General features: G+C 72.8%; 25 protein-coding genes. 15 read left to right on the forward strand and 10 right to left on the reverse strand.

Annotated elements, in window-relative coordinates:
* Window positions 1–36 precede the first annotated feature (36 nt).
* The 4 genes from ACFWBF_RS28060 to ACFWBF_RS28075 form a co-directional block, all read right to left on the reverse strand.
* Entirely contained in the window at window positions 37–345 is a 309-nt protein-coding gene (locus tag ACFWBF_RS28060; protein WP_385606770.1) for a protease inhibitor I42 family protein, read from the reverse strand.
* Between the two features lie 15 nt (window positions 346–360).
* Entirely contained in the window at window positions 361–2286 is a 1926-nt protein-coding gene (locus ACFWBF_RS28065; protein ID WP_385606772.1) for a C1 family peptidase, read from the reverse strand.
* A gap of 129 nt (window positions 2287–2415) precedes the next feature.
* On the reverse strand, window positions 2416–3636 hold the full coding sequence (locus ACFWBF_RS28070; RefSeq protein ID WP_385606774.1) for an FAD-dependent monooxygenase: 1221 nt from the start codon (window positions 3634–3636) through the stop codon (window positions 2416–2418).
* A gap of 83 nt (window positions 3637–3719) precedes the next feature.
* Window positions 3720–4097, reverse strand: a complete 378-nt coding sequence (locus ACFWBF_RS28075; RefSeq protein ID WP_385606775.1) for a VOC family protein — start codon at window positions 4095–4097, stop codon at window positions 3720–3722.
* A gap of 84 nt (window positions 4098–4181) precedes the next feature.
* Here ACFWBF_RS28075 and ACFWBF_RS28080 point away from each other — a divergent pair, with 84 nt between their 5' ends.
* The 3 genes from ACFWBF_RS28080 (at window position 4182) to ACFWBF_RS28090 (ending at window position 6396) form a co-directional block, all read left to right on the forward strand.
* A complete protein-coding gene (locus tag ACFWBF_RS28080) occupies window positions 4182–4622 on the forward strand; it encodes a MarR family winged helix-turn-helix transcriptional regulator (protein WP_385606777.1) in 441 nt (146 codons plus the stop codon).
* Between the two features lie 62 nt (window positions 4623–4684).
* Complete coding sequence (locus ACFWBF_RS28085) at window positions 4685–5893, forward strand: DUF1266 domain-containing protein (protein ID WP_385606779.1); 1209 nt, start codon at window positions 4685–4687, stop codon at window positions 5891–5893.
* Window positions 5894–5979: 86 nt separating this feature from the next.
* A complete protein-coding gene (locus tag ACFWBF_RS28090; RefSeq protein WP_385606781.1) occupies window positions 5980–6396 on the forward strand; it encodes a PPOX class F420-dependent oxidoreductase in 417 nt (138 codons plus the stop codon).
* Window positions 6397–6429: 33 nt separating this feature from the next.
* On the opposite strand, the gene ACFWBF_RS28095 is transcribed toward ACFWBF_RS28090, so the two are convergent.
* Genes ACFWBF_RS28095 through pdhA form a run of 5 tightly spaced genes read right to left on the reverse strand, consistent with a single transcriptional unit; the run spans window position 6430 to window position 11271 of the window.
* Entirely contained in the window at window positions 6430–7191 is a 762-nt protein-coding gene (locus ACFWBF_RS28095; RefSeq protein WP_385606782.1) for a hypothetical protein, read from the reverse strand.
* Window positions 7192–7243: 52 nt separating this feature from the next.
* Window positions 7244–7606 carry a hypothetical protein gene (locus ACFWBF_RS28100; protein ID WP_385606784.1) on the reverse strand — a complete coding sequence of 121 codons (363 nt, stop codon included), beginning with the start codon at window positions 7604–7606 and terminating at the stop codon, window positions 7244–7246.
* Window positions 7603–9036: a dihydrolipoamide acetyltransferase family protein gene (locus ACFWBF_RS28105; protein WP_385606813.1), complete on the reverse strand. Its 1434-nt coding sequence runs from the start codon at window positions 9034–9036 to the stop codon at window positions 7603–7605. The genes ACFWBF_RS28100 and ACFWBF_RS28105 overlap by 4 nt, the downstream gene beginning before the upstream one ends.
* Window positions 9037–9067: 31 nt before the next feature.
* Entirely contained in the window at window positions 9068–10048 is a 981-nt protein-coding gene (locus ACFWBF_RS28110; protein WP_385606786.1) for an alpha-ketoacid dehydrogenase subunit beta, read from the reverse strand.
* A 5-nt stretch (window positions 10049–10053) separates the two neighbouring features.
* On the reverse strand, window positions 10054–11271 hold the full coding sequence (gene pdhA / locus ACFWBF_RS28115; protein ID WP_385606788.1) for a pyruvate dehydrogenase (acetyl-transferring) E1 component subunit alpha: 1218 nt from the start codon (window positions 11269–11271) through the stop codon (window positions 10054–10056).
* Between the two features lie 325 nt (window positions 11272–11596).
* Here pdhA and ACFWBF_RS28120 point away from each other — a divergent pair, with 325 nt between their 5' ends.
* Both ACFWBF_RS28120 and ACFWBF_RS28125 read left to right on the forward strand, forming a co-directional pair.
* Window positions 11597–12256, forward strand: a complete 660-nt coding sequence (locus ACFWBF_RS28120; RefSeq protein WP_385606790.1) for a response regulator — start codon at window positions 11597–11599, stop codon at window positions 12254–12256.
* Window positions 12257–12379: 123 nt separating this feature from the next.
* The gene (locus ACFWBF_RS28125; RefSeq protein ID WP_385606791.1) at window positions 12380–12796 is read left to right on the forward strand and encodes a pyridoxamine 5'-phosphate oxidase family protein; all 417 of its coding nucleotides are present in this window, start codon (window positions 12380–12382) and stop codon (window positions 12794–12796) included.
* A 90-nt stretch (window positions 12797–12886) separates the two neighbouring features.
* On the opposite strand, the gene ACFWBF_RS28130 is transcribed toward ACFWBF_RS28125, so the two are convergent.
* The gene (locus ACFWBF_RS28130; protein WP_385606792.1) at window positions 12887–14476 is read right to left on the reverse strand and encodes a protein kinase; all 1590 of its coding nucleotides are present in this window, start codon (window positions 14474–14476) and stop codon (window positions 12887–12889) included.
* A gap of 206 nt (window positions 14477–14682) precedes the next feature.
* Between ACFWBF_RS28130 and ACFWBF_RS28135 the strand changes: the two genes are divergently transcribed.
* The 10 genes from ACFWBF_RS28135 to ACFWBF_RS28180 all read left to right on the forward strand — a co-directional run bounded on the left by ACFWBF_RS28135 (window position 14683) and on the right by ACFWBF_RS28180 (window position 26822).
* On the forward strand, window positions 14683–16350 hold the full coding sequence (locus ACFWBF_RS28135) for a protein kinase (protein ID WP_385606794.1): 1668 nt from the start codon (window positions 14683–14685) through the stop codon (window positions 16348–16350).
* Between the two features lie 186 nt (window positions 16351–16536).
* Window positions 16537–17046 (forward strand): hypothetical protein, encoded by a 510-nt coding sequence (locus ACFWBF_RS28140; protein WP_385606796.1) that lies wholly within the window; start codon window positions 16537–16539, stop codon window positions 17044–17046.
* Window positions 17047–17142: 96 nt separating this feature from the next.
* Window positions 17143–17835, forward strand: coding sequence for a PadR family transcriptional regulator (locus ACFWBF_RS28145; protein ID WP_385606797.1), 693 nt, complete (start codon window positions 17143–17145; stop codon window positions 17833–17835).
* A 129-nt stretch (window positions 17836–17964) separates the two neighbouring features.
* Window positions 17965–18696 carry an ABC transporter ATP-binding protein gene (locus tag ACFWBF_RS28150; RefSeq protein ID WP_385606799.1) on the forward strand — a complete coding sequence of 244 codons (732 nt, stop codon included), beginning with the start codon at window positions 17965–17967 and terminating at the stop codon, window positions 18694–18696.
* Window positions 18693–21545 carry an FtsX-like permease family protein gene (locus ACFWBF_RS28155; RefSeq protein ID WP_385606800.1) on the forward strand — a complete coding sequence of 951 codons (2853 nt, stop codon included), beginning with the start codon at window positions 18693–18695 and terminating at the stop codon, window positions 21543–21545. Before ACFWBF_RS28150 ends, ACFWBF_RS28155 begins: the two co-directional genes overlap by 4 nt.
* 82 nt (window positions 21546–21627) lie before the next feature.
* The gene (locus ACFWBF_RS28160) at window positions 21628–22167 is read left to right on the forward strand and encodes a bacterial proteasome activator family protein (protein ID WP_385606802.1); all 540 of its coding nucleotides are present in this window, start codon (window positions 21628–21630) and stop codon (window positions 22165–22167) included.
* Window positions 22168–22561: 394 nt separating this feature from the next.
* Window positions 22562–23434, forward strand: a complete 873-nt coding sequence (locus ACFWBF_RS28165) for an NTP transferase domain-containing protein (RefSeq protein WP_385606804.1) — start codon at window positions 22562–22564, stop codon at window positions 23432–23434.
* Complete coding sequence (locus ACFWBF_RS28170) at window positions 23431–24714, forward strand: molybdopterin molybdotransferase MoeA (protein WP_385606806.1); 1284 nt, start codon at window positions 23431–23433, stop codon at window positions 24712–24714. The genes ACFWBF_RS28165 and ACFWBF_RS28170 overlap by 4 nt, the downstream gene beginning before the upstream one ends.
* Window positions 24702–25802, forward strand: a complete 1101-nt coding sequence (locus ACFWBF_RS28175; protein ID WP_385606808.1) for a potassium channel family protein — start codon at window positions 24702–24704, stop codon at window positions 25800–25802. The genes ACFWBF_RS28170 and ACFWBF_RS28175 overlap by 13 nt, the downstream gene beginning before the upstream one ends.
* Before the next feature lie 42 nt (window positions 25803–25844).
* A complete protein-coding gene (locus ACFWBF_RS28180; RefSeq protein ID WP_385606810.1) occupies window positions 25845–26822 on the forward strand; it encodes an NAD(P)H-quinone oxidoreductase in 978 nt (325 codons plus the stop codon).
* Window positions 26823–26894 lie beyond the last annotated feature (72 nt).

Consider the following 26894-nt stretch of genomic DNA (forward strand, 5'->3'; position numbering starts at 1 on the left):
CGAGTCGTCCCCTCGTCCGGCATCTGGACCCCGGCTCTACTCGGAGTCCACCTGCACGTCGAGCACGAACTCGTCGTACGGCGCCTCGTCCGGGTACGGCGGCCGCACCTGCGCGAACCGGATCCGGGCCCGCCCGCCCACGCCCCGGGCCCGCACCACGTACACCCGCTCCACCGCGGCTCCCGGCAGCGCGTCGCCCGCCTCCCCCTCCGGGCCCTGCGCCACCGAGACGGCGTCCTCGTCCCCGGTCACCCGCCAGGTCCACACGTAGCCGCGCGCGCCGCGCCCCGTGAGCCTCAGCTCGTACGACTCACCGGGCGCCAGTACGACCCTTCGCACCTCCACCGTGCTCCCCTCGGCTCAGGCGGGGCCGATCACCGGCCCCTCGTGCCATCCCGCGCCGTCGCGCCAGTAGTGCTGGAGCAGGCGGTCGGTGCGCAGGACGACGACTTCCAGGTTGAACCCGAAGCTGCCCTGAAGCATCCCGGTGACCGCGAGCGCGTCGCGGCCGAAGACCGCGCCGCGGCTCCAGGCGCCGCCGCCGGCGTTGCCCCGCCACCAGTGCTCGACCCGCCCGTCCCCGACGGCCACGCACAGCTCGTAGTTCCCGGCGGTGTCCTCGTCCGCGGCCCCGTACTGCCCCTCGATCAGGCAGGGCGCGGAGGTGATCCCGCTGCCGAAGACCTCCCCGGGGCGCCAGGCGAAGCCGTTCGGGTCGTCGCGCCACCACAGCTGCATCCGGCCGTCCGTACGGGTGGCGACCAGGTCGAGGTGGCGGCCGCGCGTCTGGACGAGGGCCGGGCCGTAGTGGGCGATGCCGGAGGCGAAGCGGCCGCCGTCGTTCCAGGCCCAGGGGGCGCCGTTGATCCGCCACCAGTGGTTGAGGCGGCCGTCCGCGGTCCGGACGACCACCTCGAAGTTGCCCGGCTTGCCGTAGTCGCTCTGGATGAAGGCCGGGGTCGAGCCGACCGCCGCGTCACCCGGGCCGAAGGCCCCGCCGTCGCGCCAGGTGCCGCCGGACTGCTCGTAGTACCAGTGGCGCAGCCGCCCGCCCGTGGTGACGTGCAGGGACTCCATGTTCCGGTTGTAGGTGGTCCCGGTGAAGGCCGGCTGGCCGGAGGCGTCGTTGGCGAAGGCCCCGGCGCGGGCCCACGCGAAGGGGGCGTCGCCCTCGCGCCACCAGTGCTGCAGGCGGGCCCCGCCGGTGGTGGCGAGCAGCTCGAAGTTGCGGTGGGCGCGGCCGTTGCCGCTCTCGTAGACGTTGCCCGTGTGCAGGCGGCGCTTGCTCCAGGGGTCGATGTTGGTGCCGCGCAGTCCGCACTTGGCCCAGTGGTCGATCCTCACCTCGCCGTACGCGATCCGCCCGTAGCCGCCCACGTGGTAGCCGGTGCCCCAGGAGTTCTTGAACAGCCAGCAGCCCGCCGCGTCGTCGTAGCCGACGATCAGCACGCAGTGGCCGCCCGCGAGGCGGTCGGAGGTGCGGTGGTAGACACCGGAGCCGAGGCCGAAGAAGTCCTCGTACACGTCGAAGCAGGCGGTCAGCGGGCCGACCGTGTCCAGCCAGACCTTCTGCTGCTCGACGTCGCCCAGGCGCACGTGGTCGGTGATCCGGACGGTGCGCCCGGAGCGGTCCCAGCTCGGCGTGTACTCGGCGCGCCAGGCGTCACGCCGCTCGGCGGGCAGCCCGTCGGGCGGGGTCGAGTACGGCCAGCAGTCCGGGTCGGCGAGACCCCCGTGGGTCCTGATCCAGTCGAGTGCGGTCTCGGGGTTGCTGCCCTGCCCGCAGGTGAAGCGCAGCCCGTCGTGCACGTCTCCCTCGGAGCGCTCGGACCATACGTCGTGCTCGATCCGGGCCATGGACTCCACCAGCCCGGCCGCCCCGAAGGCCCAGCAGGAGCCGCAGGGGTTCTGGTCCTTCACCTTGGTGATCCACGGCCAGCCCCAGCGGCCCCGCCAGTCCACGGCGGTCGGCCGCGCCCCCACGACCGGACCTACCGCGTGCGGTGCCGCTGCTGCCGCTCCCGGTTCCTGCGCCGCCTCCAGCAGGCCGTGCGCCGCCCTGCGCCGGGTGAGGTGCGGATTTCCGCTCGCGTGCCCGATGGTCCCCCGCAGGTCGATGACCCCCACGTCCTCGGCGGGCGTCAGGTTCGCCCCCGGCTCCAGACCGAGCGAGGGCCGCGGTACGGGCTCCTCGTCGGCCAGGTGTTCGCTCACGGACCACCGCGCGCCCTGCTCCGCGAGCCGCGCCCGCAGCTCCCCCACCGTCTGGACAGACTCCTCCGGCATACCGGCCCCCCAGCTGTACCCGCCCGGTTGCGGGACCCGGGAGCGTCTCCCCGCCGCCGGGGGCGGTCAAGGGGGTCGGGGCGGTCGCGCGGTGGCACGGCGGTCGCACGGGCCTGCGGTCGCGCCTCGCTACGGGGTCATGGCCTGGCCGCCGATGCCCGGGGCCCCGGCCAGCTGCCCCTGCCACCACTGCGCCACCTCGCCGTGGCTCATGTCCGCCCAGACCGGGGTCCGCTCGACCTGGGCGTGCCCGAGCCGGCGCGCCAGCGCGACCAGCTCCCGCCCGGCGGGGCCGCGGGCGCCCTGGTAGCCGCGCAGCAGTTCCTCGAAGGAGCCGGACCGGCGCCAGCCCTCGGCGAAGGCGGTGGCGTCCTGGAGGGCCTTGGCGGCGCCGCTCGTGTTGTGCGGGCGTACGACACTGGCCGCGTCCCCCGCGAGCAGGAGGCGGCCGGCGGTGGTGCGCGCGGTCTCCAGGTCGTAGATGGGCTGGACGAAGGTGTCCCCCGGGTCGGTCAGCGCGAGCGCCCGACCCCAGTACGAGGGGAACTCCCGCTCCAGCAACGCACGGAGGTGCGCGGAGAGTTCCGGGGTCAGACCGCCCGGCGGGAAGCTGGTGGGGTCGTCGAAGCGCAGCTGCCCGTCCTGCGGGGGCGGGGCGTAGAGCACCCAGTTCACCCGGGGCCCGTCCGGTCCGGGGATGCGGTAGATGACGCAAGTGCCGCCGGGGAAGCAGACGGTGGTCACCGCGTCGGGCGCCGGGTCGGCGGCGCCGCCGAGCTGCGCGAGCCGCGCCGCGTCGAGGTTGCCGCGCCAGCACACGTATCCGGCGTAGTGCGGCCGGGACTCGGGGCAGACCGCCGCGCGCACCACGGAGCGGTAGCCGTCGGCGCCGACGACCAGGTCGTACCGCTCGACGGCGCCGCCCGCGAGCCGCACCTCGGCCCCGTCCCCGGCTTCCGCTTCCGCCACGCCCGTCACCGTCTCGCCCTGCCGGTAGACCACCGCGTCCGGGACCGCCTCGCGCAACCCGCGCCAGAGCAGGCCCCAGTGGTACGAGTGGAAGGGGAACGGCTGCTCCCAGATCACCCGCCCGCCTGCCGCGTCGCGATCCCGGACCACCCACCGGCGCCGCTGGAGCCGGTGCGCGGCGATCCCCTCGGGCAGGGCCCCGCTCACGCGCAGCTCGGCCGCCCGGTCGTCGTGGACGCAGAGCCCGACGCCCCGGTCCGCGAGCCGCCCGCGGGTGCGCTCCAGCACCACCACTTCGCCGGCGCCGGCCCGCGCCGCCGCCGTGGCGAATGCGCATCCGGCGATACTCCCGCCGACCACCGCGACCGCACCGTCCCGCATGTCCGCCTCCGTACGCTTCCGGGGGCCGACACCTTACTGAAGCGGGCCCGCCGCCCGCGCGGGGCAGACAGGCCATTCGGCTGTCAGCCCTCGTGCGTGGTGATGGCGTAGCCCTCGGGGCCGACGAAGGTGAACATCCTGCCGAACGGACCCTCCTCGGGCGCCTTCACGATCGGGACTCCGGCGGCGTGCAGCCTGTCGTGCAGGGCCTGGGCGTCGCTGGTCTTGAACCACAGGGCGACCCCGAGCCCGGGCCGCGGGGCGGCATCGAGGTCCACGCCCGGCAGCGGCTCGCGGACGGCGAACGGCACGGGTTCGGTCGCGAACACCACGGCCCCGGGCGGCGAGGCGGGCGTGCGGCGCAGGCCGAGGTGCTCCTCGTAGAAGGTGGCGGCCGCTTCGACGTCGCGCACCTGCAGAGCGATGAAGTCCGGGCCGCTGACGGTGACGGTGACGGTCATGAGTACTCCCTGGTCGCACTTGATGTCAGGACTTTGACATCACGGAAGTTAGACGGCCGCGCCTCGACATGTCAAACTCCTGACATGCACGAGGGAACCCGTACGGACGACGTGACCCAGCGCCTGGGATACCGCCTCAAGCGCGCCGCGGCGGCGCTGCGCGGCGCGATGGACAGGGCGCTGCGCGCGTACGACCTGACGGTGCCGCAGTACGCCTGTCTCGAACTCCTCGACCAGCGCCCCGGCCTCTCCAACGCCGAACTGGCCCGCGGCACCTTCGTGACGCGGCAGTCCATGAACGTGGTCCTGCGCGGACTCCAGGACGCCGGCCTGATCACCCGCCCGGCCACCACGGACCGCGGCCGCGCCCTGCCGGCGCACCTGACCGAGGAGGGTCACCGCCGCCTCGCGGCGGCACGCTCGGCCGTCTACGCGATCGATCAGCGGATGACCGACGCCGTCCCGGAGTCACGCCTCGCCGAACTCCTGGCCGACCTCGACCGCATGGCGTCCGCGCTGGACTAGTGCTGTGACCGTGATCACCGGCCCGCCGGGGGCCCCGCAGGGCGCCCCGTTAGGCTGCTGCCATGCATGGCTGGATAGCGCCGAGCGGCATCGAGCGGGAGCTGTACGAGACCAAGGCGCGCGGCGACTGGGCGGCGTACCTCGACGTCCTCGCGCGCGCCGAGCTGTTCATGCCGCAACCCCGCGCCCACGTCGACGCCGAGCCGACGCAGGCCCGCTTCCACCCCATGCCCGACGGCCGGAGCCTCGCCGTCTACACCCGCGGGATGCTCCCGGTCCCCGACCCCCACACGGTCTACGTGCGCCAGAGCCTCGCCTGGTTCGCCAACGCCTGGGACCACCGCGACCCCCCGTACCTCGCCGTGAACCCCGGCTCCCCCGCCGAGGCCTACCTGACCACCACCCCCGCCGACCGCGACCGCTGGCGCGCCCACTGGGACGCCGCGGACTCCTGGGGCCTGCCCGCCGGCGCCGTACACGCCCTGCACACCGGCGGCCCGCTGCACGGACCGGTCGCGCACGGACTCGCCGTCGGAGCCCATCTCGCCGTCAGCAACGGCGAGTTCTGGAACGCCCTCGCCTACCACGGCAGCGGCTACACCCGCGAGCGCGAGCGCCTGCGCAAGATGTGGGACATCACCACCCCCGAAGACTGGCTCGACGTGCTCCACCGCATGCTGAACGCCGAGATCGTCAGCCCCGTCTGGGAGTTCGCCCTGCGCGTGCGCCGCGTCCTCGCCTCCGACTTCGCCGGGCCCGTCGACATCGAGCACTGGCGGCACGCCGCCGAGGCCAGCCTGCGCCTGAGCGCCCAGCGCTCCGCGCAGCCGCAGCTCACCCCCGACGGGGTCACGGTCGCCCAGCCGCGCCCCTCCGCGGAGGTCGAGGGCGAGATCGCCGGCGTGCAGCGGCTGATCGGCCGCATCGCCCGCTACGAGCAGCGCTTCCGGGCCGACGGACTCCTCGCCGAGGGCGCCTGGGTCCGATCCGTCCAGGGCTGGGACCACGGCCGGGCCTCCCAGATGGCCCGCTGGGGGCTCGGCACCCGCTACGGCACCCTCGAAGACGCCGAACGGGCCGTGCTGCGGGCCGGCGAGGCCGCCCGCGGGGTGTACCGCTCGTGGGAGGAGTTCTCCGCCGGTTACCTGCTGGCGCGCTGCCTGCACTTCGACGAGGAGGAGTTCGGGGAGTGGTACGAAACCTCCCTCGCGACCCACCTCGCCCTGACCACCGACCCGGCCAGCCCCTGGCGCAACATCCCCTGGACCTGACGGATCCGCCCCCGACTTCGCGAAGTCCGGGGCCCCGGCCCCGGTCCCCCGGGCGTCCGCTCCGCGCGGCAACTACCCTCGGGTACATGACTGTTGCCTTGAACGACACGGTACGAAAGCTGCTCGACTCCCCGAACCCCGCGGTGCTGGCGACCCTCAACCCCGACGGGAGCCCGCAGAGTTCGGTGGTGTGGGTGACCCGCGACGGCGAGGACATCCTGATCTCCACCGAGCGGGGCCGCCGCAAGGAGCGCAACATGGCCCGTGACGAGCGCGTCGGCCTGACCGTCTTCGACCTGGCCAACCCCTTCCTCTACGCCGAGATCCGCGGCACCGCCACCATCACCGAGGACACCGGCCGGGCCGTCGCCGTGCGCATCGCGGAGGAGTACATGGGCCCCGGCGCGGGCCAGGAGTTCGCCGACGCCCCGGCGGAGCGGGTCCGCGTCGTCGTGCGCGTCACCCCCGCCAAGGTCCTCGGCAACGCCGCCCAGGCCGACTAGTGCTGTGGCCGAAAAGGTTTGCCGGCCACAGCACTAGGGCAGCTCGGGACGGACCCGCGACCAGGCGTCGGCCGCCTCCGCCAAGGGGTCGGCGTCCCGGAGGTGGGGGCGGGCCGGCGCCATCCGGGGGATCAGGTTCTTGATGCGGCGCAGCCGCAGGATCCCGGGGCGCGGCAGCTCCCGCCAGGTGCGGGCCTGGGCCAGCGCCTCCTCGGGGGAGATCCCGATCTGGGCCAGTACGTCGCGGCACAGCGCGGCCGGGTCCCGGTCGGGGCTCGCGTCCTCGGGACCGAAGTGCCGGATCAAGTAGCCCCGTACGGCGGCCCGTTCGGCCCCGCACTCCTCCTCGGGCCGGCCCGCCCGGTCGATGGCCGCCAGCGCCACCCGCCCCCACCGCAGCCGTACCCCATCGGGCAGGCACTCGTCCTGCATCCGGCCCACCGCCAGGCTCCGCAGCGGTGCGGGGTGGGGCTCGTCGAGCAGCAGGGGCCCGGTGGCCAGCCAGGCCTCCAGCTCCTCCAGCGAATGCCCGTCGGCCGGTACCGAGGTCAGCACCTGCCCGCGGCTGAGCAGCGCGACCACGGCGCCGCTGAGGTGGACCTTCGCCACGTGTCCCGCGTCGAAGAAGCCGACGGGGCGCCCGTACCGCTCGATCCGGCGCAGCCCGAGCCGCAACTCCCCGACGGCGTAGACCTGTCCGGCCCGCGCGACCCCGCCGATGCAGCGGACCACGCACACCCCGCCGGTGACGTCCGCCTCCTCGACGGAGTACACCTGCAACTCGGCGATGGACAACCCCTGCCCCCCTCATCCGCTTCTCCGGGCGGGAGGCTACCGCGTCACGGGCTCAACGCCACTGCCGCAGGTCGGTGACTTCGCCGGATTCGAGGTCCAGGCGGCCCTGGAGATCGCCCGAGCTCGTGGCGAGGACCAGCATCGGCAGGCCCTCGGGGTCCAGGTAGGCGGTGTGGAAGCCGGACACCCTGCTCGGCTCGGAGAGCAGGTCCCACGGCGGGTGCGGCCGCAGCTCGGTGCCGTCGGCCCGGTGGACGACCGCGTTGTCCCAGCGGGTGAAGGGCCGGTGGTCGAGCTCCTCGATCACCAGGACCAGCGCCTCGCCGTCCTGCACCCACTCCAGCTCCACGACGGCCGACGGCCGGCCCCCGGGGTGCGGGGACCGGCCGTCGGATGGTGCGTCGTTGCCCGTCACGACCAGGTGATCAGCCGGCGCGGGTGCTCCAGGACCGCCGCGATGTCGGCGAGGAAGCGGGAGCCGAGCTCGCCGTCGATGAGGCGGTGGTCGAAGGACAGCGCCAGGGTGGTGACCTGGCGCGGCTTGACCTTGCCCTTGTGGACCCACGGCTGGAGCTTGATCGCGCCGACCGCGAGGATCGCGGACTCGCCGGGGTTCAGGATGGGCGTACCGGTGTCGACGCCGAAGACGCCGACGTTGGTGATGGTGATGGTGCCCTGCTGCATGTCGGCCGGGGAGGTCTTGCCGTCACGGGCCGTGGCGACCAGGCCGGACAGGGCCGTCGAAAGCTCGCCGAGCGTCTTGGCGTGGGCGTCCTTGATGTTCGGGACGATCAGCCCGCGCGGGGTGGCCGCCGCGATGCCCAGGTTGACGTAGTGCTTGAGCACGATCTCCTGGGCCGCCTCGTCCCAGGACGCGTTGACGTCCGGGTTGCGGCGGATGGCCACGAGGACGGCCTTGGCGATCAGGAGCAGCGGGTTGATCCGCAGACCGGCGAGGTCCGGGTCTTCCTTGAGCTCCTGGACCAGCTTCATCGTGCGCGTCACGTCGAAGGTGATGAACTCGGTGACGTGCGGCGCGGTGAAGGCCGAACCGACCATGGCCTGCGCGGTGACCTTGCGGACCCCCTTGACCGGGATACGGGTCTCCCGCGCCGCCGTCTCGGCCGCGGGGGCCTGGACGGAAGCGGGCGCGGGCGCCGGCGCGGTCGCGGCCGCCACGGTCGCCTGAGCGGGCGCCGCGGCCTGCGGGGTGATGGCGGCGGCGGCCGCCGCGTGCACGTCCTCGCGGGTCACCACCCCGCCGTCGCCGGTCGGGACCACGGCGGCCAGGTCGATGCCGAGGTCCTTGGCGAGCTTGCGGACCGGCGGCTTCGCCAGGGGGCGCTCGGTCCCGTTCGGCTGCGCGGGGACGGCGGGCAGCTCGGGCGCCACCGGGGTGGCCGTGCCGTTCTGCGCGGCGGCACCCGCCGCGGCGGCCTTGCGCGGGCGACGCTTCGTGGAAGCGGTGGACACGCCGTAGCCGACCAGGACGGGCTGGCGCCCCTCGGGGGCGGGCTCCTCGGCGGCGGCCAGGGCGGCCGCAGCCACGACGGCCGCAGCGACGACGGCCGGGGCGGCGACGGCCGGAGCCGCCTCCTGGACCGGGGCCGCCTCCTCGCCGGCGGGGCCGGTCCGGACGGAGATGATCACCTGGCCGACGTCGACCGTGGTGCCCTCCTCGAAGAGGAGCGCGTGGACGGTGCCGTCGAAGGGGATCGGCAGCTCGACGGCCGCCTTCGCCGTCTCGACCTCGCACACGACCTGCCCGTCGGTGACGGTGTCACCCGGCTGGACGTACCACTTGAGGATCTCGGCCTCGGTGAGGCCCTCGCCCACATCGGGCATCTTGAATTCGCGGATCGTCACAGGGCTCTCCTCAGTACGCCAGCGAGCGGTCGACGGCGTCGAGCACCCTGTCCAGGCCCGGCAGGTACTCGTCCTCCAGACGGGCCGGCGGATACGGGGCGTGGAAGCCGCCCACCCGCAGGACCGGGGCCTCCAGGTGGTAGAAGCACCGCTCCGTGATGCGGGCGGCGATCTCCGAACCCACACCCAGGAACACCGGGGCCTCGTGGACGACGACGAGCCGGCGGGTCTTCTCCACCGACGCCTGCAGTCCGTCGAAGTCGATCGGGGACATCGAGCGCAGGTCCACGACCTCCACCGACTTGCCCTCCTCGGCCGCGGCGGCGGCCGCCTCCAGGCAGACCTTCACCATCGGCCCGTAGGCCGCCAGGGTGATGTCGGCACCCGCGCGGGCCACCCGGGACGCGTGCAGCGCGTCGGGGATCGCCTCGACGTCGACCTCGCCCTTGTCCCAGTAGCGGCGCTTCGGCTCGAAGAAGATCACCGGGTCGTCGCTGAGGATCGCCTGCTGGAGCATCCAGTACGCGTCCGAGGCGTTGCTCGGCGAGACCACCTTCAGGCCCGGCACGTGCGCGAAGAGCGCCTCGGGCGACTCCGAGTGGTGCTCCACCGCGCCGATGCCGCCCGCGTACGGGATGCGTACGACGACCGGAAGCTTGATCTTGCCCAGCGCCCGCGCGTGCATCTTCGCGAGCTGCGTGACGATCTGGTCGTAGGCGGGGAAGACGAAACCGTCGAACTGGATCTCGACGACCGGGCGGTAGCCGCGCAGGGCCAGGCCGATCGCGGTGCCGACGATGCCCGACTCGGCGAGCGGGGTGTCGATGACCCGCTCCTCGCCGAAGTCCTTCTGCAGGCCGTCGGTGATGCGGAAGACACCGCCCAGCTTGCCGACGTCCTCACCCATGATGAGGACCTTCGGGTCCTGCTCCAGCGCCTTGCGCAGCGACTCGTTCAGCGCCTTCGCAATGGACATCTTTTCGATGGTCATGCCGCTCACTCCCCACCCTCGAACGACGCGAGGTAGGCCGCGAACTGTGCGCGCTCCTCGTCGACCAGCGCGTGACCGTCCGCGTAGACGTTGTCGAAGATCGCCATCGTGTCCGGGTCGGGCATGGCCCGTACGACCTCGCGCACGTGCTTGCCCAGCTTCTCGCTCTCGGCCTCGAGCTCCTCGAAGAACGCGTCGTCGGCGCCTCCGGTGGCCAGCAGGTGGGCCTTCAGGCGCAGGATCGGGTCCCGGTCCTCCCAGGCCGCGCGCTCCTCGTCCCGCCGGTACTTCGTCGGGTCGTCGGAGGTGGTGTGCGCGCCCATGCGGTACGTGAAGGCCTCGACCAGGGTCGGACCCTCGCCCCGGCGGGCGCGCTCCAACGCCCAGCGGGTGACCGCGAGGCAGGCCAGTACGTCGTTGCCGTCGACCCGGATGCCCGGGAAGCCGAAGCCCTGCGCGCGCTGGTAGAGCGGCACCCGCATCTGGCGCTCGGTCGGCTCGGAGATCGCCCACTGGTTGTTCTGGCAGAAGAACACCACGGGGGAGTTGTAGACGGCCGAGAAGGTGAAGGCCTCCGCGACGTCGCCCTGGCTGGACGCGCCGTCGCCGAAGTAGGCGATGACGGCCGAGTCGGCGCCGTCCTTGGCCACACCCATCGCGTAACCGGTCGCGTGCAGCGTCTGCGAGCCGATGACGATCGTGTACAGGTGGAAGTTGTTGGTGGTGGGGTCCCAGCCGCCGTGGTTCACACCGCGGAACATGCCGAGCAGATTGGTCGGGTCGACCCCGCGGCACCAGGCCACACCGTGCTCACGGTAGGTCGGGAAGACGTAGTCGTCGTCCCGCAGGGCCCGGCCGGAGCCGATCTGTGCCGCCTCCTGCCCGAGCAGCGAGGCCCACAGGCCCAGCTCGCCCTGGCGCTGGAGGGCGGTCGCCTCCCCGTCGAAACGGCGGGTCAGGACCATGTCGCGGTAAAGGCCGCGCAGGTCCTCGGTGGTGATGTCGGCGACGAAGGGGGCGAACTCGGCGACGTCGGCGTCGTCGGGGTGGGTGTCGACCCCGATCCTTTCCCCCTCGGGCGTCAGCAGCTGTACGAGCTGAGGCTCGGCGTCATGCATCTGCGCGGTGGCAGCGGCGGTCTTGCGGGCGCTCGCGGCGCCTGCCGCCCGCTTGGTGCCGCTGCTGCGTCGCGGCTTGCGCGCGGCAGTGCTCTCCACGGTCACGTGTGCTCCTCCGTCGGTCCGGCACCCGGGTTCTCCGGGGTCCAGTGCGGCTCACCTGTATCCGTACCCGCGCACGGGGTGGGTGCGCGGCGCGTACGGGATTCAGGCGTGACAGGTGCCCCGGCGAGTGCCCTGCGCAATGCACGTTACCCAGTGCGTCGCATAACTGCGAAACCCCGTTTGACCTGCGATTTTGCTTGGATTTCCAAGTAAATCCGCAGAAGCGGGAACAACCACTGGTCACAGCCTTGCAGGGGGCCGGAACAACGGCACGTTATCCCGGGTAACAGCGGCAGGGAAGGGGTGAGTGTGTGAAACTGACACCGTGCGTGAAAACGGAAAAATCAAGGTATTCCTCCTGGACGACCACGAAGTGGTACGCCGGGGCGTCTATGAGCTGCTGTCGGTCGAGGAGGACATCGAGATCGTCGGCGAGGCCGGTACGGCCGCCGACGCGCTGGTCCGAATCCCCGCCACCCGCCCCGATGTGGCCGTTCTCGACGTGCGCCTGCCGGACGGCAGCGGCGTGGAGGTCTGCCGCGAGGTCCGTTCCCACGACGAGGACATCAAGTGCCTCATGCTGACGTCGTTCGCCGACGACGAGGCACTGTTCGACGCGATCATGGCCGGCGCCTCGGGGTACGTGCTCAAGGCGATCCGCGGCAATGAGCTGCTCAACGCGGTACGGGACGTCGCGGCCGGCAAGTCGCTGCTCGACCCCGTCGCCACCGCCCGGGTCCTGGAGCGGCTGCGCGACGGCAAGAAGGGCAAGGGCGACGACCGCCTCTCCAACCTCACCGACCAGGAGCGGAAGATCCTCGACCTGATCGGCGAGGGCCTGACGAACCGCGTCATCGGCGAGCGGCTCCACCTGGCCGAGAAGACGATCAAGAACTACGTCTCCAGCCTGCTCTCCAAACTGGGCATGGAGCGCCGCTCCCAGGCCGCGGCCTACGTGGCCCGCCTCCAGGCGGAGAAGCGCTGACCCGTCTGAGCCGTCCGTCGTTGCCGGCACGGGGCGAGATGTTCAATTCGGGACCAACGTCCCCGATCGACCGGGGCGGGCTCCTCTTTCGGGCCGTCGTGCCGGTACCGCACAGTGGACCGCATGTCCCCAGAGGAACTCCACGCCATCGAACTGCTGCGCCGCGTGCCGTACGGCCGAGTCGCCACCAGCATGCGCGCGCTGCCCTTCCTCGCCCTCGCCCGCCACATCGTGGTGAACGGCAAGGTCGTCCTGAGAATGCACGCCGGTTTCGGCCACCACCAGGCTTGTAACGGAAGTGTGGTCGCCTACGGCGCCGACAACTTCAATTCCCCGGACCCCCGCCTGTGGTCGGTCCAGTTCACCGGAACGGCCGAGATCATCGAGCCCACCACCGCTGAGCTGGAGCTTTTCGGTCCGGGCCCGCATTTCGTGGACGGCGCGGTCTTCGACCCCGTCTACATGCGAATCGAGCCCCAGTTCGTCACCGTGCACACGCTCGCGGGGAATCCCGACCGGCAGTACCAGCACGCACTCTGAGGCTTACGAGTCGTACGCGCCGCACAAGCCGTACGTACGAGAACGGCCCGGCGGAATTCACCCCGCCGGGCCGTTCTTTCGTACGCGCACTCAGTCGGAGTCGTCCTGAGCGGCGGGGCTCCCCCCGCCACCGGGCGACGGGGACTTCGTCACCGGCGGCTGGCTCGACTTGGTCGGCGGCGGCGAGGACTTCGGCGGCGGCGGCGAGGACTGCGTCGACGGGGTGTAGCTCGGCGTGTAGCGGCTGCGGCCCGGCGTCGGCGAGTAGTCGTCGTACGAGCGCGAGGTCTCCGGGGTGTGCCGCGACGGCGTGGTCTCCGGGCTGTTCTGCGTGCCCGGGGAGCTCGGCTGGCCGCTGGAGGAGCTGACGTTGGCCGGAGGGGTCTCGTGCTTGTTCTTGGAGCCGACGCTGTTGACGGCGTACGCCACGCCCGCGGCGACCGCGACCACGGCGAGCACCGCGAACAGCCACAGCTTCCAGCGGCTGCTGCCGCCGGAGCGGTCGTCGTAACCGTCGTAGCCGTCGTAACCGCCGCCGCCCTGGCCGCCGTGCCCGCCGTGACCGCCGGCGCCGGAGAAGGCCGAGCCGTCGTCCGGGTTCAGCGGCGGCACCATCGGCTGCTTGAACTGCGAGGTCGAGGCGTTCGAGGGGTACTGGTGCTGACCGCCCGTGGAGCCGATCGGCATCGGGGTGGTCTGCGCGGGACCGCGCCCGTGCGGCAGGGCCATGGTGACCGGACCGGTGTTCCAGGTACCGGTGTTCGGCCCCTGGTCGTGCAGCATCTGCAGGGCGTACTGGACCAGCCCGCGCATCTCCTCGGCGCTTTGGAACCGGTCGTCCGGGTCCTTGGCGAGGGAGCGCATGACGAGCCCGTCGAGCTCCTGCGGGATGGAGTGGCCCTCCGGCAGGTGCGAGGGCGGGATCGGCGCGTCCTGGACGTGCTGGTAGACCACCGACAGCGGCGTCTCACCGGTGAACGGGGGCCGCAGCGCGAGCAGTTCGTAGAGCAGACAGCCGGTCGCGTACAGGTCGGAGCGGTGGTCCACGGCCTTGCCGAGGGCCTGCTCGGGCGACAGGTACTGCGGGGTGCCCATGACCATGCCGGTCTGGGTCATCGTCGACTGCACGCCGTGCAGGGCGCGGGCGATGCCGAAGTCCATCACCTTCACCGCGCCGGTCTCCGTGATGATGACGTTGGCGGGCTTGATGTCGCGGTGCACGATGCCGTGCTGGTGCGAGTACGCGAGCGCTTCGAGGACGCCCGAGGTGATGATGAGCGCCTGCTCGGGGCCCGGGGCCTCGGCGCTGATCAGCAGGTCGCGGATGGTTCGGCCCTCGACCAGTTCCATGACGATGTACGGAACGGTGCTGGGGCCGACCTTGTCCTCGCCGGAGTCGTACACGGCGACGACTGCATGGTGGTTGAGCCCGGCGACCGACTGAGCCTCGCGCGTGAACCGGGTCTTGGACACCGGGTCCTCGGCGAGGTCCGCGCGCAGCAGCTTGACGGCGACGGTCCGGCCCAGCCGTACGTCCTCGGCGGCGAACACCTCGGCCATACCGCCGCGGCCCAGCCGGTGGGTCAGCCGGTAACGGCCGTCTCCCACCAGGCCACCTGCGCCCCAATGCTCAGGACCGTCGGCCATCCCGGCGCCGTTTCCCTCGGGTTCGGGTGCCATCAGTCCTCGCCGTCGTCTCTCTCGGCCGCCGCTCAGCGGTAGGTCCTCTTCGGGTGCTCCGATGAACGCTACAGCCTCGGAACCGTCCGCCGTTCGGACAAGGGCCCGGGTGGCCTTGTGGTCACGGAACGGGCACCTGGCTTGACGTGTGCTTGCCCTCCGGCAGACTGGGCGCGACACAAGCGTGGCGAGGGGAAGCAACAGTCATGAGCCAGGACGGCACTCAGGGCCGGTACGCAGGCGGTTCCCTGGCCCGTGGCCGTTACCAGCTACGGGATTTGCTGGGCGAGGGCGGCATGGCCGCGGTGTACCTCGCGTACGACACGGCGCTCGACCGCCAGGTGGCGATCAAGACCCTGCACACCGAGCTGGGCCGCGAGCAGTCCTTCCGCGAGCGGTTCCGCCGTGAGGCCCAGGCTGTTGCGAAACTGTCGCACACCAACATCGTCTCGGTGTTCGACACGGGTGAGGACGAGTTCGACGGCTCGCTCATGCCGTACATCGTCATGGAGTACGTCGAGGGGCAGCCGCTCGGCTCCGTGCTCCAGTCGGACATCGCGCAGTACGGGGCGATGCCGGCCGACAAGGCGCTGAAGGTGACGGCCGACGTGCTGGCCGCGCTGGAGACCAGCCACGAGATGGGCCTGGTCCACCGCGACATCAAGCCGGGCAACGTCATGATGACCAAGCGCGGCGTGGTCAAGGTGATGGACTTCGGCATCGCCCGGGCCATGCAGTCGGGGGTCACCTCGATGACGCAGACCGGCATGGTCGTCGGCACCCCGCAGTACCTCTCCCCCGAGCAGGCGCTCGGGCGCGGGGTCGACGCGCGGTCCGACCTGTACTCGGTCGGCATCATGCTGTTCCAGCTGCTGACCGGGCGGATCCCCTTCGACGCCGACTCGCCGCTGGCCATAGCGTACGCACACGTACAGGAGGAGCCGGTCGCCCCGTCCTCCATCAACCGCGCGGTGACCCCGGCGATGGACGCGCTGGTGGCGCGGGCCCTGAAGAAGAACCCGAACGAGCGTTTCCCCACGGCGGCCGCCATGCAGGACGAGGTCGCGCGGGTGCTGGGCGCCGGGCAGACCGGTGCCCCGGTGATCGTCCCCGGCCCCCACACGGGCGGCAGCGGGGCGGGCGTGGGCTCGGCCGTGTTCCCGCCGGTGGACTCCGGCTTCCAGGCACCGCCGCCGCAGTCGCTCCAGCAGCCGTACCAGGCCCCGCACACGCCGGCGCCGCACACCCCGGCGCCGTCCCCGTACGCGCCGACGCCCGCGCCGGTGCAGCACGGGCAGGGCGGGTACGCGTACCCGCCGCAGCAGCACACCCCGGCGCCTCAGCAGCAGTACGCGCCGCAGACTCCGCCGCCGTACGCGGTCCCCGCCCAGAGGCCGCGGACGTCCGTCAGTACGGGCGGCGCGGGGGCGAAGAAGAACACCCCCGTGGTCGTGGGCGCGATCGTGGTGGCCCTGCTGGCCATCGGCGGCCTGATCGCGGCGCTCGACCTGGGCGGGGACAAGGACAAGGGGAACACCGCCGGCCCCGGCTCCTCCAACGCCCCCAGCGGCTCGACCCAGGCCGGGCACAAGGGGCCGGATCCCACGCGCACGATCGACGTGAACAAGTGCAAGGAGCCGAGCAAGGCGTTCAACGACGCCACCAAGGTCACCGCCCCGGACTTCCGGTACAAGAACATCCGCTCGGTGAAGGAGTGCATCCAGGCCGCGGGCTGGAAGTACAAGATCACCGAGCGCGACGAGGCCGTGTACGGGCAGGACACGGTCCTCGAGCAGCTCCCCGAGGCGGGCACGAACGTCGCCAAGGAAAGCACCGAGTTCACGCTGATCGTCTCGACCGGCGATCCCCAGTAGTCCCACGGCTTCGCGCCATCACGTCGCGGCACGGCTGCGCGACACACCGGCATCCCGGGCGACCCTGATGGGCCGCCCGGGATGCCGGTTTTGCCCCACTATGTAAACCTGAGCACGTCGTCTCGGTATCCCCAGCCTCCCCCGGACCGCGTCCGGGGAGACCCCCAGGGACGGGAGGGGCTCACTGTGACCCAAGGCTTCCACCCGCCGCTACGGTGGCTCGCCTGCGCCGCACTGGTCGCCGCCGCCGCGCTGTCGCCTGCCGTGCCCGTTCTGCCCCTCCTGGCCGCGGCGCCCGCCTTCGCGTCCGCCGGGGATCCCGCTGCCGCTCCCGATCCCGCGACCGCGAGCGCGAGCGCGACGGCGAGCGACGTACCGCAAGAGGCGTACGAGGAACTCGCCGGCAACGCCGCCGGAGCCGGCCGGGAGCGGCCCGGGCAGCCCGCGACCGCATCCGCCAACCCCGAAACGGTGATCGCGGCCCGGCCCGTCCCGCTGCGGCCGCCACCCGCCCGGCCGGTCACCCCGACGCCGTCCGCAGCGCCGAGTTTGCCGGCCGCGGGCACCGCGCTCGGCGCCGAGCCGAACGAGCGGGCCGCCGACCTGGCCGCGCACATACTGCCCCTCGGCACCGGATTCGCCCTGATGGGACTGGGTCTCGGCTTCATGGGGATGCGGCTGCGCAAGGGGCCCTGACCTCTCCCTGCGACGGATGCGGAGCCGTCCGTCCCCCTTGGGATGTACGCCGGAGGGAGGTTGCACCCACCGGCATACTCGGTATACATACTGAGTATGTCCATTCGCCACGGCCTTCTCGCCCTCCTGGAACGGGGTCCTCGGTACGGCTCCCAGCTGCGTACCGAGTTCGAATCCCGCACCGGCTCCACCTGGCCGCTGAACGTCGGGCAGGTGTACACCACGCTCGCCCGGCTGGAGCGTGACGGCCTCGTCGCACCCGGCGGCGAGGACAGCGCCGGCCACACGCTCTACGCCATCACCGACCCCGGACGCGCCGAACTGCACCAGTGGTACGAGCGCCCCGTCGACCGCGCCAACCCGCCCCGCGACGAACTCGCCATCAAGCTCGCGATGGCCGTCGGGGCACCCGGCGTGGACATCCGCGCCGTCATCCAGGCCCAGCGGCACGCCACCGTCAAGGCGATGCAGGACTACACCCGGCTCAAGGCCCAGGCGCTCGCCGCGATCGAGAGCGGGCAGACCCGCGAACGCGACGACGTGGCCTGGCTGCTGGTCCTGGAGCAGCTCATCTTCCAGACCGAGGCCGAGGCCCGCTGGCTCGACCACTCCGAGGCCCGCCTCGTACGGCTCTCCGTGGCCGCCGCGCGGCCGGTGGCGACCTCGGCGTCCGACCCGGCGCCCGGCCCGGCGCCCGAAGCCGAACCCGAGCCGCCCGGGGCCGCCCGCACGACTGCCGCCAAGGCCCCGACCGCCGCCACGACCCGCCCCGAGGCCACCGGCCGCTGAGGCTCCGGCCACCGGCCACCGGCCACCCGCCGCCGAGGCCACCGCGAACACCACAACCGACCCGCTCCGTCCCGCCCGCCCGTACGCGCGGCGGGGCTGAACGACCGCACCTCCAGGGGGACACCCTTCATGCCTGACCAGCCCGTACTCCAGTTGGACCAACTCGTCCGCACACACGGCAGTGGAGCCACCGAGGTCCACGCCCTGCGCGGCATCAACCTCTCCGTCTTCCCCGGCGAACTCGTCGCCGTCATGGGCCCCTCCGGCTCCGGCAAGTCCACGCTGCTCACCCTCGCCGGGGGACTCGACACCCCCAGCAGCGGCCGGGTGATCGTCGAAGGCACCGACATCACCGCCGCCAACCGCAAGGAGCTGGCCGCCCTGCGCCGGCGCAGCATCGGCTACGTCTTCCAGGACTACAACCTGATCCCGGCGCTCACCGCCGCCGAGAACGTTGCCCTGCCCCGCGAACTCGACGGGATATCCGCCCGCAAGGCCCGCGTCTCCGCGCTCGCCGCCCTGGAGGAGATGGGGCTGGGCCAGCTCGCCGACCGCTTCCCCGACGAGATGTCCGGCGGCCAGCAGCAGCGCGTGGCCATCGCCCGCGCCCTCGTCGGCGACCGCCGCCTGGTCCTCGCCGACGAGCCCACCGGCGCCCTCGACTCCGAGACCGGCGAGTCCGTGCTCGCCCTGCTGCGCTCGCGCTGCGACGCCGGCGCCGCGGGGATCCTGGTCACGCACGAGCCGCGGTTCGCCGCCTGGGCCGACCGCGTCGTCTTCCTGCGCGACGGCAGCGTGGTCGACGAGACCCTGCGCGCCGGCGCCGACTCCCTGCTGTTCGGGCAGGCGGCCGCACAGTGATCTCCTGGTACCACTCCTGGGTCGCGGCCATCCGGATCGCCCGCCGCGACGCCTGGCGCTCCAAGGGCCGCAGCATCCTCGTCCTCGCGATGATCGCCCTGCCGATCGTCGGCGTGAGCGCCGCCGACCTGACCATGCGCAGTGCCGAACTCTCCGTCGAGCAGAACCTCCAGCGCCGCCTCGGCGCCGCCGACGCCGAGCTCAGCCTCTCCCGCATGAACGTGCCGATCTACCAGAGCCCCGACGGCAACCGGTACGCGCCGGTCGGCGGCTACGACTCGTACGAGCCGCCCAAGGAGGAGAACCCGCAGCTTCTGCAGCAGTCGATCCCGGCCGGCGCCGAGGTCGTCAAGGACAGCACCGGGCACGCCAAACTGCGCACCACGCACGGGCTCCTCGACGCCAACCTTCGCGAGATCGACACGCACAGCCCGCTGGTGAAGGGCCGGTTCACGCTCGACCGGGGCCGGCTGCCCGAGGCGGCCGGCGAGGTCATCGCCACCAACGCGTTCCTGAAGGAGTCCGGCTACTTCGTCGGCTCCAGCGTCAACGCCCGCGGCACGAACCTCGAGTACAAGATCGTGGGCTCGTACGAACTGCCCAACGCGCTCAGTGAAGTGCAGCTCATCGCGCAGCCTGGGACGCTGCTGACCCCGCTCGACAAGGCCCTGCAGGCCGCCGGGGTGTCCGGGGTGCGGGCCGATGACGTGTTCCTCGTGAAGGTCGGCGGCGCCGGTGGTTTCACGTGGAACATGGTCAAGGACGTCAACGGCAAGGGCGTGCTCGCCATCTCGCGCGCCGTCACCCTCGACCAGCCCGCCGATTCCGAAGTGCCGCTGTACACGCAGGAGCCCAAGGAGCAGTTCCAGGCCTCCGGTTCGCCCCGCGCCGCCGAAATGGCCGTCCTGGCCACCGTCGTCGGTCTCGCCATGCTGGAGATCTGCCTGCTCGCCGGCCCCGCCTTCGCGGTCGGCGCCCGGCGCTCGCGCCGCCAGCTCGGGCTCGTCGGCGCCAACGGCGGCGACCGGCGGCACATCCGGGCCATCGTGCTCTCCGGCGGCCTGGTCATCGGCGCCGCTGCCGCCGTCGTCGGCACCGCCATCGGCATCGCCCTCACCCTGGGGCTCCGGCCGCTGCTCGAGGAGTACCTCGGGCTGCGCTGGGGCGGGTTCGACCTCCGGCCGCTGGAGCTGGCCGCCATCGCCCTGCTCGCCGTGGTGACCGGCCTGCTGGCCGCCATCGCCCCCGCGATCACCGCCTCGCGGCAGACCGTCCTGGCCTCGCTCACCGGCCGCCGCGGCGTCCGCCGCGCCAACCGGGTGCTGCCCGTCCTCGGCCTGTTCGCCATCGCCGGCGGCGCCGCCATCGCCCTGTACGGCACGGTGTCCGAGATGGGCTCCATGGTCGTCGCGGCCGGCAGCGCCATCGCCGAGCTCGGCGTCGTCGCCCTCACCCCGGTGCTGGTCGGCCTCTTCGGACGGCTCGGACGCTGGCTGCCGCTGTCGCCCCGGCTCGCGCTGCGCGACGCCGTGCGCAACCGGGGGCGTACGGCTCCCGCCGTGGCCGCGGTCCTGGCCGCGGTGGCCGGCACCGTCGCGGTGGCGACGTACCAGCACAGCCAGGACGTCCAGGCCCGGCACGAGTACGTCGCCGACCTGCCGCACCACTCGGGGCTGGTCTCGGTCTCCGACAACAGCTCCTACAAGGACGTCCCGGCCGTTCGCCAGGCCTTGGCCAAGGAGTTCTCGCTGTCCGTACGGGCCGACGTGGAGCGCCTGGTGGTCGGCAAGCCGGGCTGCGACGCGTACTCGCACGAACCGGGCTGCGGGCGCGCCGAGGTCATCGTGCCCAAGGACCAGCGCTGCCCGCTCTACGAATCCGAGCACGGGCCGGCCGACTTCACCCCCGAGAAGGCCAAGGAGCTGCGCAAGGACTGGCGCTGCGCGCAGATGCGGCACCGGAACTTCGTGGAGAACGACACGGTCGTCTCCGACGAGAAGCTGCTGACCGCGCTGGCCGTGACCGACCCGGGCGCCGTCGCCGCTCTGAAGTCGGGCAAGCCCGTCTCCCTCGACAAGCAGAACGTCAAGGACGGCAAGGTCACCATCCGGCTCATCACCGACCCCGACGCGGCCGACAGCGCGCGGGGCAAGGGCGAGGAGAAGCCGGGTGAGGACAAGGTCCTGCCCGTCTACCAGGCGCCGGAGGGCGTCAATGGCTGGGGCGTCAAGCTCATCCTTCCGGCCGCGACGGCGAAGGCCGCCGGTCTGACGACGGCCCCGTTCGGCTCGTACTTCGCGCTCGACGGCGCGCCGAGCAGCAAGCAGCGCCAGCAACTGGACGGCGCCCTCGACACGATGGGCGTGGAAGCCCAGGTCAAGATCGAGCAGGGTTACCAGGGGGACAACAGCATCGAGATGCTCGCCCTGGCCCTCTTCGCGGGCCTGGTCACCATCGGTGCGGCCGGCATCGCCACCGGGCTCGCCCAGGCGGACGCCGAGGCCGACCTGAAGACCCTGGCCGCGGTCGGCGCCGCCCCGCGGGTGCGGCGCACGCTGAGCGGTTTCCAGTGCGGGGTGGTCGCCCTGATGGGCGTGGTCCTGGGCTCGGCGGCGGGCATCCTGCCGGCGGTCGGGCTGCGGCTCACCCAAGCCCGGGAGATGGAACGGTTCATCGAGCGGGGCACCGCGATGGGCTGGATCAGCACCGGGGAGAAGGTGTACGTGCCGATCGCCGTGCCGTGGGAGACCCTGGGCGCCCTGGTGATCCTGGTCCCGCTGGGCGCGGCCCTGCTCGCGGCCCTGGTCACCCGTTCGAGCGGCGCCCTGGCCCGGCGGGCTGCGGGCTGATGTCGGTGCCCCCGTACAGGGTGGATCACGCCCGTACGGGGGCACACCGTGTGAGTACGAAGGTGTGCGAGACAATGACGGCATGGAGATGCCGAGGAGTGAACGGTCGCAGGACAGCCCCCCGAACGTTCTGATCGTGGGACAGGACGGGATGGCGGTCGGCGGCGCCGATGACGAGTCGCGCGAGGTCCCGGTGACGGAGATGGTCGAACAGCCCGCCAAGGTCATGCGGATCGGCAGCATGATCAAGCAACTCCTGGAAGAGGTCCGCGCCGCGCCTCTGGACGAGGCAAGCCGGGTCCGTCTCAAGGACATCCACGCCGCTTCGGTGAAGGAGCTTGAGGACGGTCTGGCTCCGGAGCTGGTCGAGGAACTGGAGCGTCTCTCCCTGCCCTTCACGGAGGAGGCGATTCCGTCCGAGGCGGAACTGCGGATCGCGCAGGCGCAGTTGGTGGGCTGGCTGGAGGGTCTCTTCCACGGGATCCAGACGGCCCTGTTCGCGCAGCAGATGGCGGCGCGGGCCCAGCTGGAACAGATGCGGCGCGCCCTGCCGCCGGGCGGGTCCCACGACGACGACGAGGAAGGCCCGCACGGCGCGATCCGCTCGGGCCCCTATCTCTAGCCTCCGACCACGGCGGGCCCGAGCCCCTATACGAGGCCCGGGCCCGCCGTTCCGTGTCCAACGGGCGGCATAAGCCAAAATCCAGCCCCGCCACCGTTTGAGGCGCCGGGTCTGGGGCGGAGCCCCGGGTCTTTGAGCCGCGCCGACACGGGGGCATCAGCCAAGTCCAGCCCCGCCGCCGTTTGAGGCGCGGGATCTGGGACGGAGCCGCAGGTCTTTGAGCCGCGCCGAAAACGGCCGCATCAGCCAAGTCCAGCCCCGCCGGCGTTTGAGGCGCCGGGTCTGGGGCGGAGCCCGGGTTGTTGGGCCGTGCCCGCGGTCAGGGCGGGGCGGGGCGTAAGTCCCGGTTAAGCGGCGCTCCCCGCCGGGGACATGCGCCACGCATACTCGGGGCATGAGCTACGACGCAGTCGTCCTGGCGGGCGGAGCCGCCCGCCGCCTCGGCGGCGCCGACAAACCCGCGCTGGAAGTCGGCGGCCGTACCCTCCTGGACCGCGTCTTGGCCGCCTGCGCCGGCGCCCGCACCACCGTCGTGGTCGGCGGCCGCAGACCCACCGCCCGCCCGGTCCACTGGACCCGCGAGGACCCCCCCGGCGGCGGCCCCCTCGCCGCGCTGGACGCCGGCCTGCGCCGGACCACGGCCGCGCAGGTCCTCGTGCTCTCCGCGGACCTGCCCTTCCTCGACGCCGAAACCGTACGCGCGCTCCTCGACTCGCCCGGCCCCGAAGGCGCCATGCTCCGCGACCCCACCGGCCGCGACCAGCCCCTCGTCGCCGCCTACCGCGCCGAACCCCTACGCCGCGAACTCGCACTCCTCGCCACCGAGCACGGCAACCTCACCGGGCTCCCCCTGCGCGCCCTCACCGCCGAACTCGACCTCGCCACCGTCACCGCCGCTGCGCCACTCGCCTCCTTCGACTGCGACACCTGGGACGATCTCGCCGCCGCCCGCGCCCGGATCAGGGAGCATGGAACCGTGCTGGACCAATGGATCACCGCCGTCAAGAACGAGCTGGGCCTCGACCTCCCCGTCGACACGAAGACCCTGCTCGACCTCGCCCGCGACGCCGCGCACGGCGTCGCCCGGCCCGCCGCCCCGCTGACCACGTTCCTGGTCGGCTACGCGGCGGCCCAAGCCGAAGCCCGCGGCGCCGACCCCGCCCAGGCCGTCGCCGAAGCCTCCCGCAAGGCCGCCGACCTGGCGCTGCGCTGGGCCGCGGAGGCCGAGGCCGAGGCCGCCCCCGGGGACGGGAACGGCTCCGGATGAGCCCCACCGAGGCCGACCACGCCCTCGACCAGGCCCTCGCCCTGGTCCGCCGCCATCCCGACGGCGGCGGCCACCGCCCCGCCGCCTGGTCCCGGGCCCGGGAGGCCGCCGCCCGCGCCGGCGAGAGCGGCCGCGGCCGCACCCGCCGGGCGACCCTCGCGGACGCCCTCGGCGAGGTCCTGGCCGCGCCCCTGGACGCCCTCACCGACCTGCCGTCCTTCGACACCTCCGCCATGGACGGCTGGGCCGTCGCGGGACCCGGTCCCTGGACCATCCGCGCCGGCGGCGGGGTACTGGCCGGCTCCGACCGGCCCGAGCCCCTCGCGGACGGGGAGGCGGTACGGATCGCCACCGGCGCCCGGATCCCCGCCGACACCACCGCCGTGATCCGCAGCGAGCACTCCCGCGAGGCGGGCACCCAGCTCCACCCCGAGCGGCCGGTCGCCACCGGCCAGGACATCCGCCCGCGGGGCCAGGAGTGCCGCTCCGGCGACCTGTTGCTGCCCGCCGGATCGCTGGTCACCCCCGCCGTGCTCGGGCTCGCCGCGGCCGCCGGGTACGACGAGCTGACCACCCGGCCCCGCCCGCGCGTGGAGATCCTGGTGCTCGGCGACGAGCTGCTCACCGAGGGCCGGCCGCACGACGGCCTGGTCCGCGACGCCCTGGGCCCCATGCTCGGCCCGTGGCTCACCCGGCTCGGCGCCGAGGTCATCGCCACCCGGCGGCTCGGTGACGACCCGGACGGCGCCGAGGCCCTGCTGAAGGCCGTCACCGACTCCACCGCCGACCTGGTCATCACCACCGGCGGCACCGCCTCCGGGCCCGTCGACCACGTCCACCCCGTTCTGCGGCAGGCCGGCGCCGAGCTCCTCGTCGACGGGGTCGCCGTGCGCCCCGGCCACCCGATGCTGCTGGCCCGGCTCGGCGCCCCCGCGGACGGCCGCCACGTGGTGGGCCTGCCCGGCAACCCGCTCGCCGCCGTCTCCGGCCTGCTGACCCTCGCCGAACCTCTGGTCCGCGCCCTCGCCGGACGCCGCCGGCGCCCCCGGTACGCGCTGCCCGTGGAGGGCGACGTACCGGGCCACCCGCACGACACCCGGCTCGTGCCGGTACTGCTGACCGACGAGCACGCCGTACCGCTGCGCTACAACGGCCCGGCGATGCTGCGCGGAGTGGCCGCGGCCGACGCGCTGGCCGTCGTACCGCCGCACGGCGCACGGTCCGGGCAGGAGCTGGAGATCCTGGACCTGCCGTGGGCCTCGGGGGGATGTTTCACGTGAAACTTCACGGCCAGGACGCCATGGCCCGCGGCGCCGACGAGAAACTCGTCTCCCGGCGCATCAAACTGCCCAAGCGCATCGTCGAGAGGCCGCTGCGCCAGGTCACCCGCCGCCTGCTGATGGCGCTGTTCGTGATGTTCCTGACGGTCCTGCTCGTGTGGATCGACCGCGATGGCTACCACGACAACGCCAACGACAAGGTGGACCTGCTCGACTGCATCTACTACGCCACCGTCACGCTGTCGACGACCGGCTACGGCGACATCGTCCCGTACAGCGACAGCGCGCGGCTGGTGAACGTCCTGCTGATCACGCCGCTGCGCGTACTGTTCCTGATCATCCTGGTCGGCACCACCCTGGAAGTCCTCACCGAGCGCACCAGGGAAGAGTGGCGGCTGAACCGCTGGAGGAAGAACTTGCGTGACCACACGGTCGTCGTCGGCTTCGGCACCAAGGGCCGCTCGGCCCTGCAGACGCTGCTGGCCACCGGCCTCCAGAAGGAGCAGGTCGTCATCGTGGACCCCAGCGCCAAGGTGATCGACATCGCCAACGCGGAGGGCTTGACGGGTGTGGTCGGCGATGCCACGCGCTCCGACGTGCTGCTGCGGGCCGAACTCCAGAAGGCCCGTCAGATCGTCATCGCCACCCAGCGGGACGACACGGCGGTCCTGGTCACCCTGACGGCGCGCCAGCTCAACCGCGGGGCGAAGATCGTGGCCGCCGTACGGGAAGAGGAGAACGCACCGCTGCTGCGCCAGTCGGGCGCGGACGCGGTCATCACGAGCGCGAGCGCGGCCGGCCGGCTGCTCGGCCTCTCGGTGCTCAGCCCGAGTGCGGGCACGGTGATGGAGGACCTGATCCAGCAGGGCAGCGGACTCGACCTCATCGAACGGCCCGTCAACCGGTCGGAGGCCGGCAAGAGCGTGCGGGACACGGACGACTTGGTGGTCAGCGTCCTGCGCGGACACCGGCTGCTCGCGTACGACGACCCGCACGCGAGCCCGCTCCAGCTGACGGACCGTCTCATCACCATCGTCCGCGCGGTGCCGCCGACTTCGCCGCCGGTGGTGTTGGGCCCGGCGGAGTAGCCCCACTGGGCGTGGCGGGCGGGGTCGCGTAGCCTCCGGGCCATGCATGCGATCACCATCGAGCAGCCCGGCGGCCCCGAGGCCCTGGTGTGGGCGGACGTTCCCGATCCGGTGGCCGGCGACGGCGAGGTCCTCGTCGAGGTCGCGGCGAGCGCCGTGAACCGCGCCGACGTCCTCCAGCGGCAGGGGTTCTACGCACCGCCGCCCGGCGCCTCGCACTACCCCGGCCTGGAGTGTTCCGGGCGGATCTCGGCCATCGGGCCCGGAGTCTCGGGCTGGTCGGTGGGCGACGAGGTGTGCGCTCTGCTGGCCGGCGGCGGGTACGCGGAGCGCGTGGCGGTCCCGGCGGGGCAACTGCTGCCCGTTCCGGCGGGCCTGGACCTGGTGGCGGCCGCTGCGCTGCCCGAGGTCGTGGCCACGGTGTGGTCGAACGTGTTTATGGTGGCGGGCCTGCGCCCCGGCGAGACCCTGCTGGTGCACGGCGGTTCCAGCGGCATCGGCACCATGGCGATCCAGCTCGCGAAGGCGGTCGGCGCGCGGGTGGCGGTGACGGCGGGCGGCAAGGAGAAGCTGGCCCGCTGCGCGGAACTGGGCGCGGACATCCTGATCGACTACCGGGAGCAGGACTTCGTGGAGGAGCTGCGGGCCGCGACCGGCGGGGCCGGCGCGGACGTGATCCTGGACATCATGGGCGCGAAGTACCTGGCGCGGAACGTGGACGCGCTGGCCGTGAACGGCCGCCTGGCGGTGATCGGGCTCCAGGGCGGGGTCAAGGCGGAACTGAACCTGGGCGCACTGCTGGCGAAGCGGGCGGCGATCACCGCGACCTCGCTGCGGGCCCGGCCGCTGGAGGAGAAGGCGGCCATCGTGGCGGCCGTACGGGAGCACGTCTGGCCCCTGGTGGCGGCGGGCCGGGTCCGTCCCGTGGTCCACGCGTCGTACCCGATGCGGGAGGCCTCGCAGGCCCACCGGGTCCTGGAGTCCAGCACGCACGTGGGCAAACTGCTGCTGACCCCCTAGCCCGCCAGTGCTGTGGTCGGAAAGGTTTGCCGGGTCGCGGTGTCCGGTGCGGTGCATCGCAAGGCGGAGGAC

It is taken from the genome of Streptomyces sp. NPDC060028, assembly GCF_042736725.1.
In the GTDB taxonomy this organism is placed as follows: Bacteria; Actinomycetota; Actinomycetes; order Streptomycetales; family Streptomycetaceae; genus Streptomyces.

Excerpts from the sequence above, each read along its gene's own strand:
- ACFWBF_RS28150 (WP_385606799.1), top strand. The coding sequence starts at position 17,965 with ATGCCTGACCAGCCCGTACTCCAGTTGGACCAACTCGTCCGCACACAC.
- ACFWBF_RS28080 (WP_385606777.1), top strand. The coding sequence starts at position 4,182 with ATGCACGAGGGAACCCGTACGGACGACGTGACCCAGCGCCTGGGATAC.
- ACFWBF_RS28070 (WP_385606774.1), bottom strand. The coding sequence starts at position 3,636 with ATGCGGGACGGTGCGGTCGCGGTGGTCGGCGGGAGTATCGCCGGATGC.
- ACFWBF_RS28125 (WP_385606791.1), top strand. The coding sequence starts at position 12,380 with ATGTCCCCAGAGGAACTCCACGCCATCGAACTGCTGCGCCGCGTGCCG.
- ACFWBF_RS28165 (WP_385606804.1), top strand. The coding sequence starts at position 22,562 with ATGAGCTACGACGCAGTCGTCCTGGCGGGCGGAGCCGCCCGCCGCCTC.
- ACFWBF_RS28105 (WP_385606813.1), bottom strand. The coding sequence starts at position 9,036 with ATGCCCGATGTGGGCGAGGGCCTCACCGAGGCCGAGATCCTCAAGTGG.
- ACFWBF_RS28135 (WP_385606794.1), top strand. The coding sequence starts at position 14,683 with ATGAGCCAGGACGGCACTCAGGGCCGGTACGCAGGCGGTTCCCTGGCC.
- ACFWBF_RS28075 (WP_385606775.1), bottom strand. The coding sequence starts at position 4,097 with ATGACCGTCACCGTCACCGTCAGCGGCCCGGACTTCATCGCTCTGCAG.
- ACFWBF_RS28065 (WP_385606772.1), bottom strand. The coding sequence starts at position 2,286 with ATGCCGGAGGAGTCTGTCCAGACGGTGGGGGAGCTGCGGGCGCGGCTC.
- ACFWBF_RS28160 (WP_385606802.1), top strand. The coding sequence starts at position 21,628 with ATGGAGATGCCGAGGAGTGAACGGTCGCAGGACAGCCCCCCGAACGTT.
- ACFWBF_RS28085 (WP_385606779.1), top strand. The coding sequence starts at position 4,685 with ATGCATGGCTGGATAGCGCCGAGCGGCATCGAGCGGGAGCTGTACGAG.
- ACFWBF_RS28145 (WP_385606797.1), top strand. The coding sequence starts at position 17,143 with ATGTCCATTCGCCACGGCCTTCTCGCCCTCCTGGAACGGGGTCCTCGG.
- ACFWBF_RS28180 (WP_385606810.1), top strand. The coding sequence starts at position 25,845 with ATGCATGCGATCACCATCGAGCAGCCCGGCGGCCCCGAGGCCCTGGTG.
- ACFWBF_RS28110 (WP_385606786.1), bottom strand. The coding sequence starts at position 10,048 with ATGACCATCGAAAAGATGTCCATTGCGAAGGCGCTGAACGAGTCGCTG.
- ACFWBF_RS28130 (WP_385606792.1), bottom strand. The coding sequence starts at position 14,476 with ATGGCACCCGAACCCGAGGGAAACGGCGCCGGGATGGCCGACGGTCCT.
- ACFWBF_RS28090 (WP_385606781.1), top strand. The coding sequence starts at position 5,980 with ATGACTGTTGCCTTGAACGACACGGTACGAAAGCTGCTCGACTCCCCG.
- ACFWBF_RS28175 (WP_385606808.1), top strand. The coding sequence starts at position 24,702 with ATGTTTCACGTGAAACTTCACGGCCAGGACGCCATGGCCCGCGGCGCC.
- ACFWBF_RS28170 (WP_385606806.1), top strand. The coding sequence starts at position 23,431 with ATGAGCCCCACCGAGGCCGACCACGCCCTCGACCAGGCCCTCGCCCTG.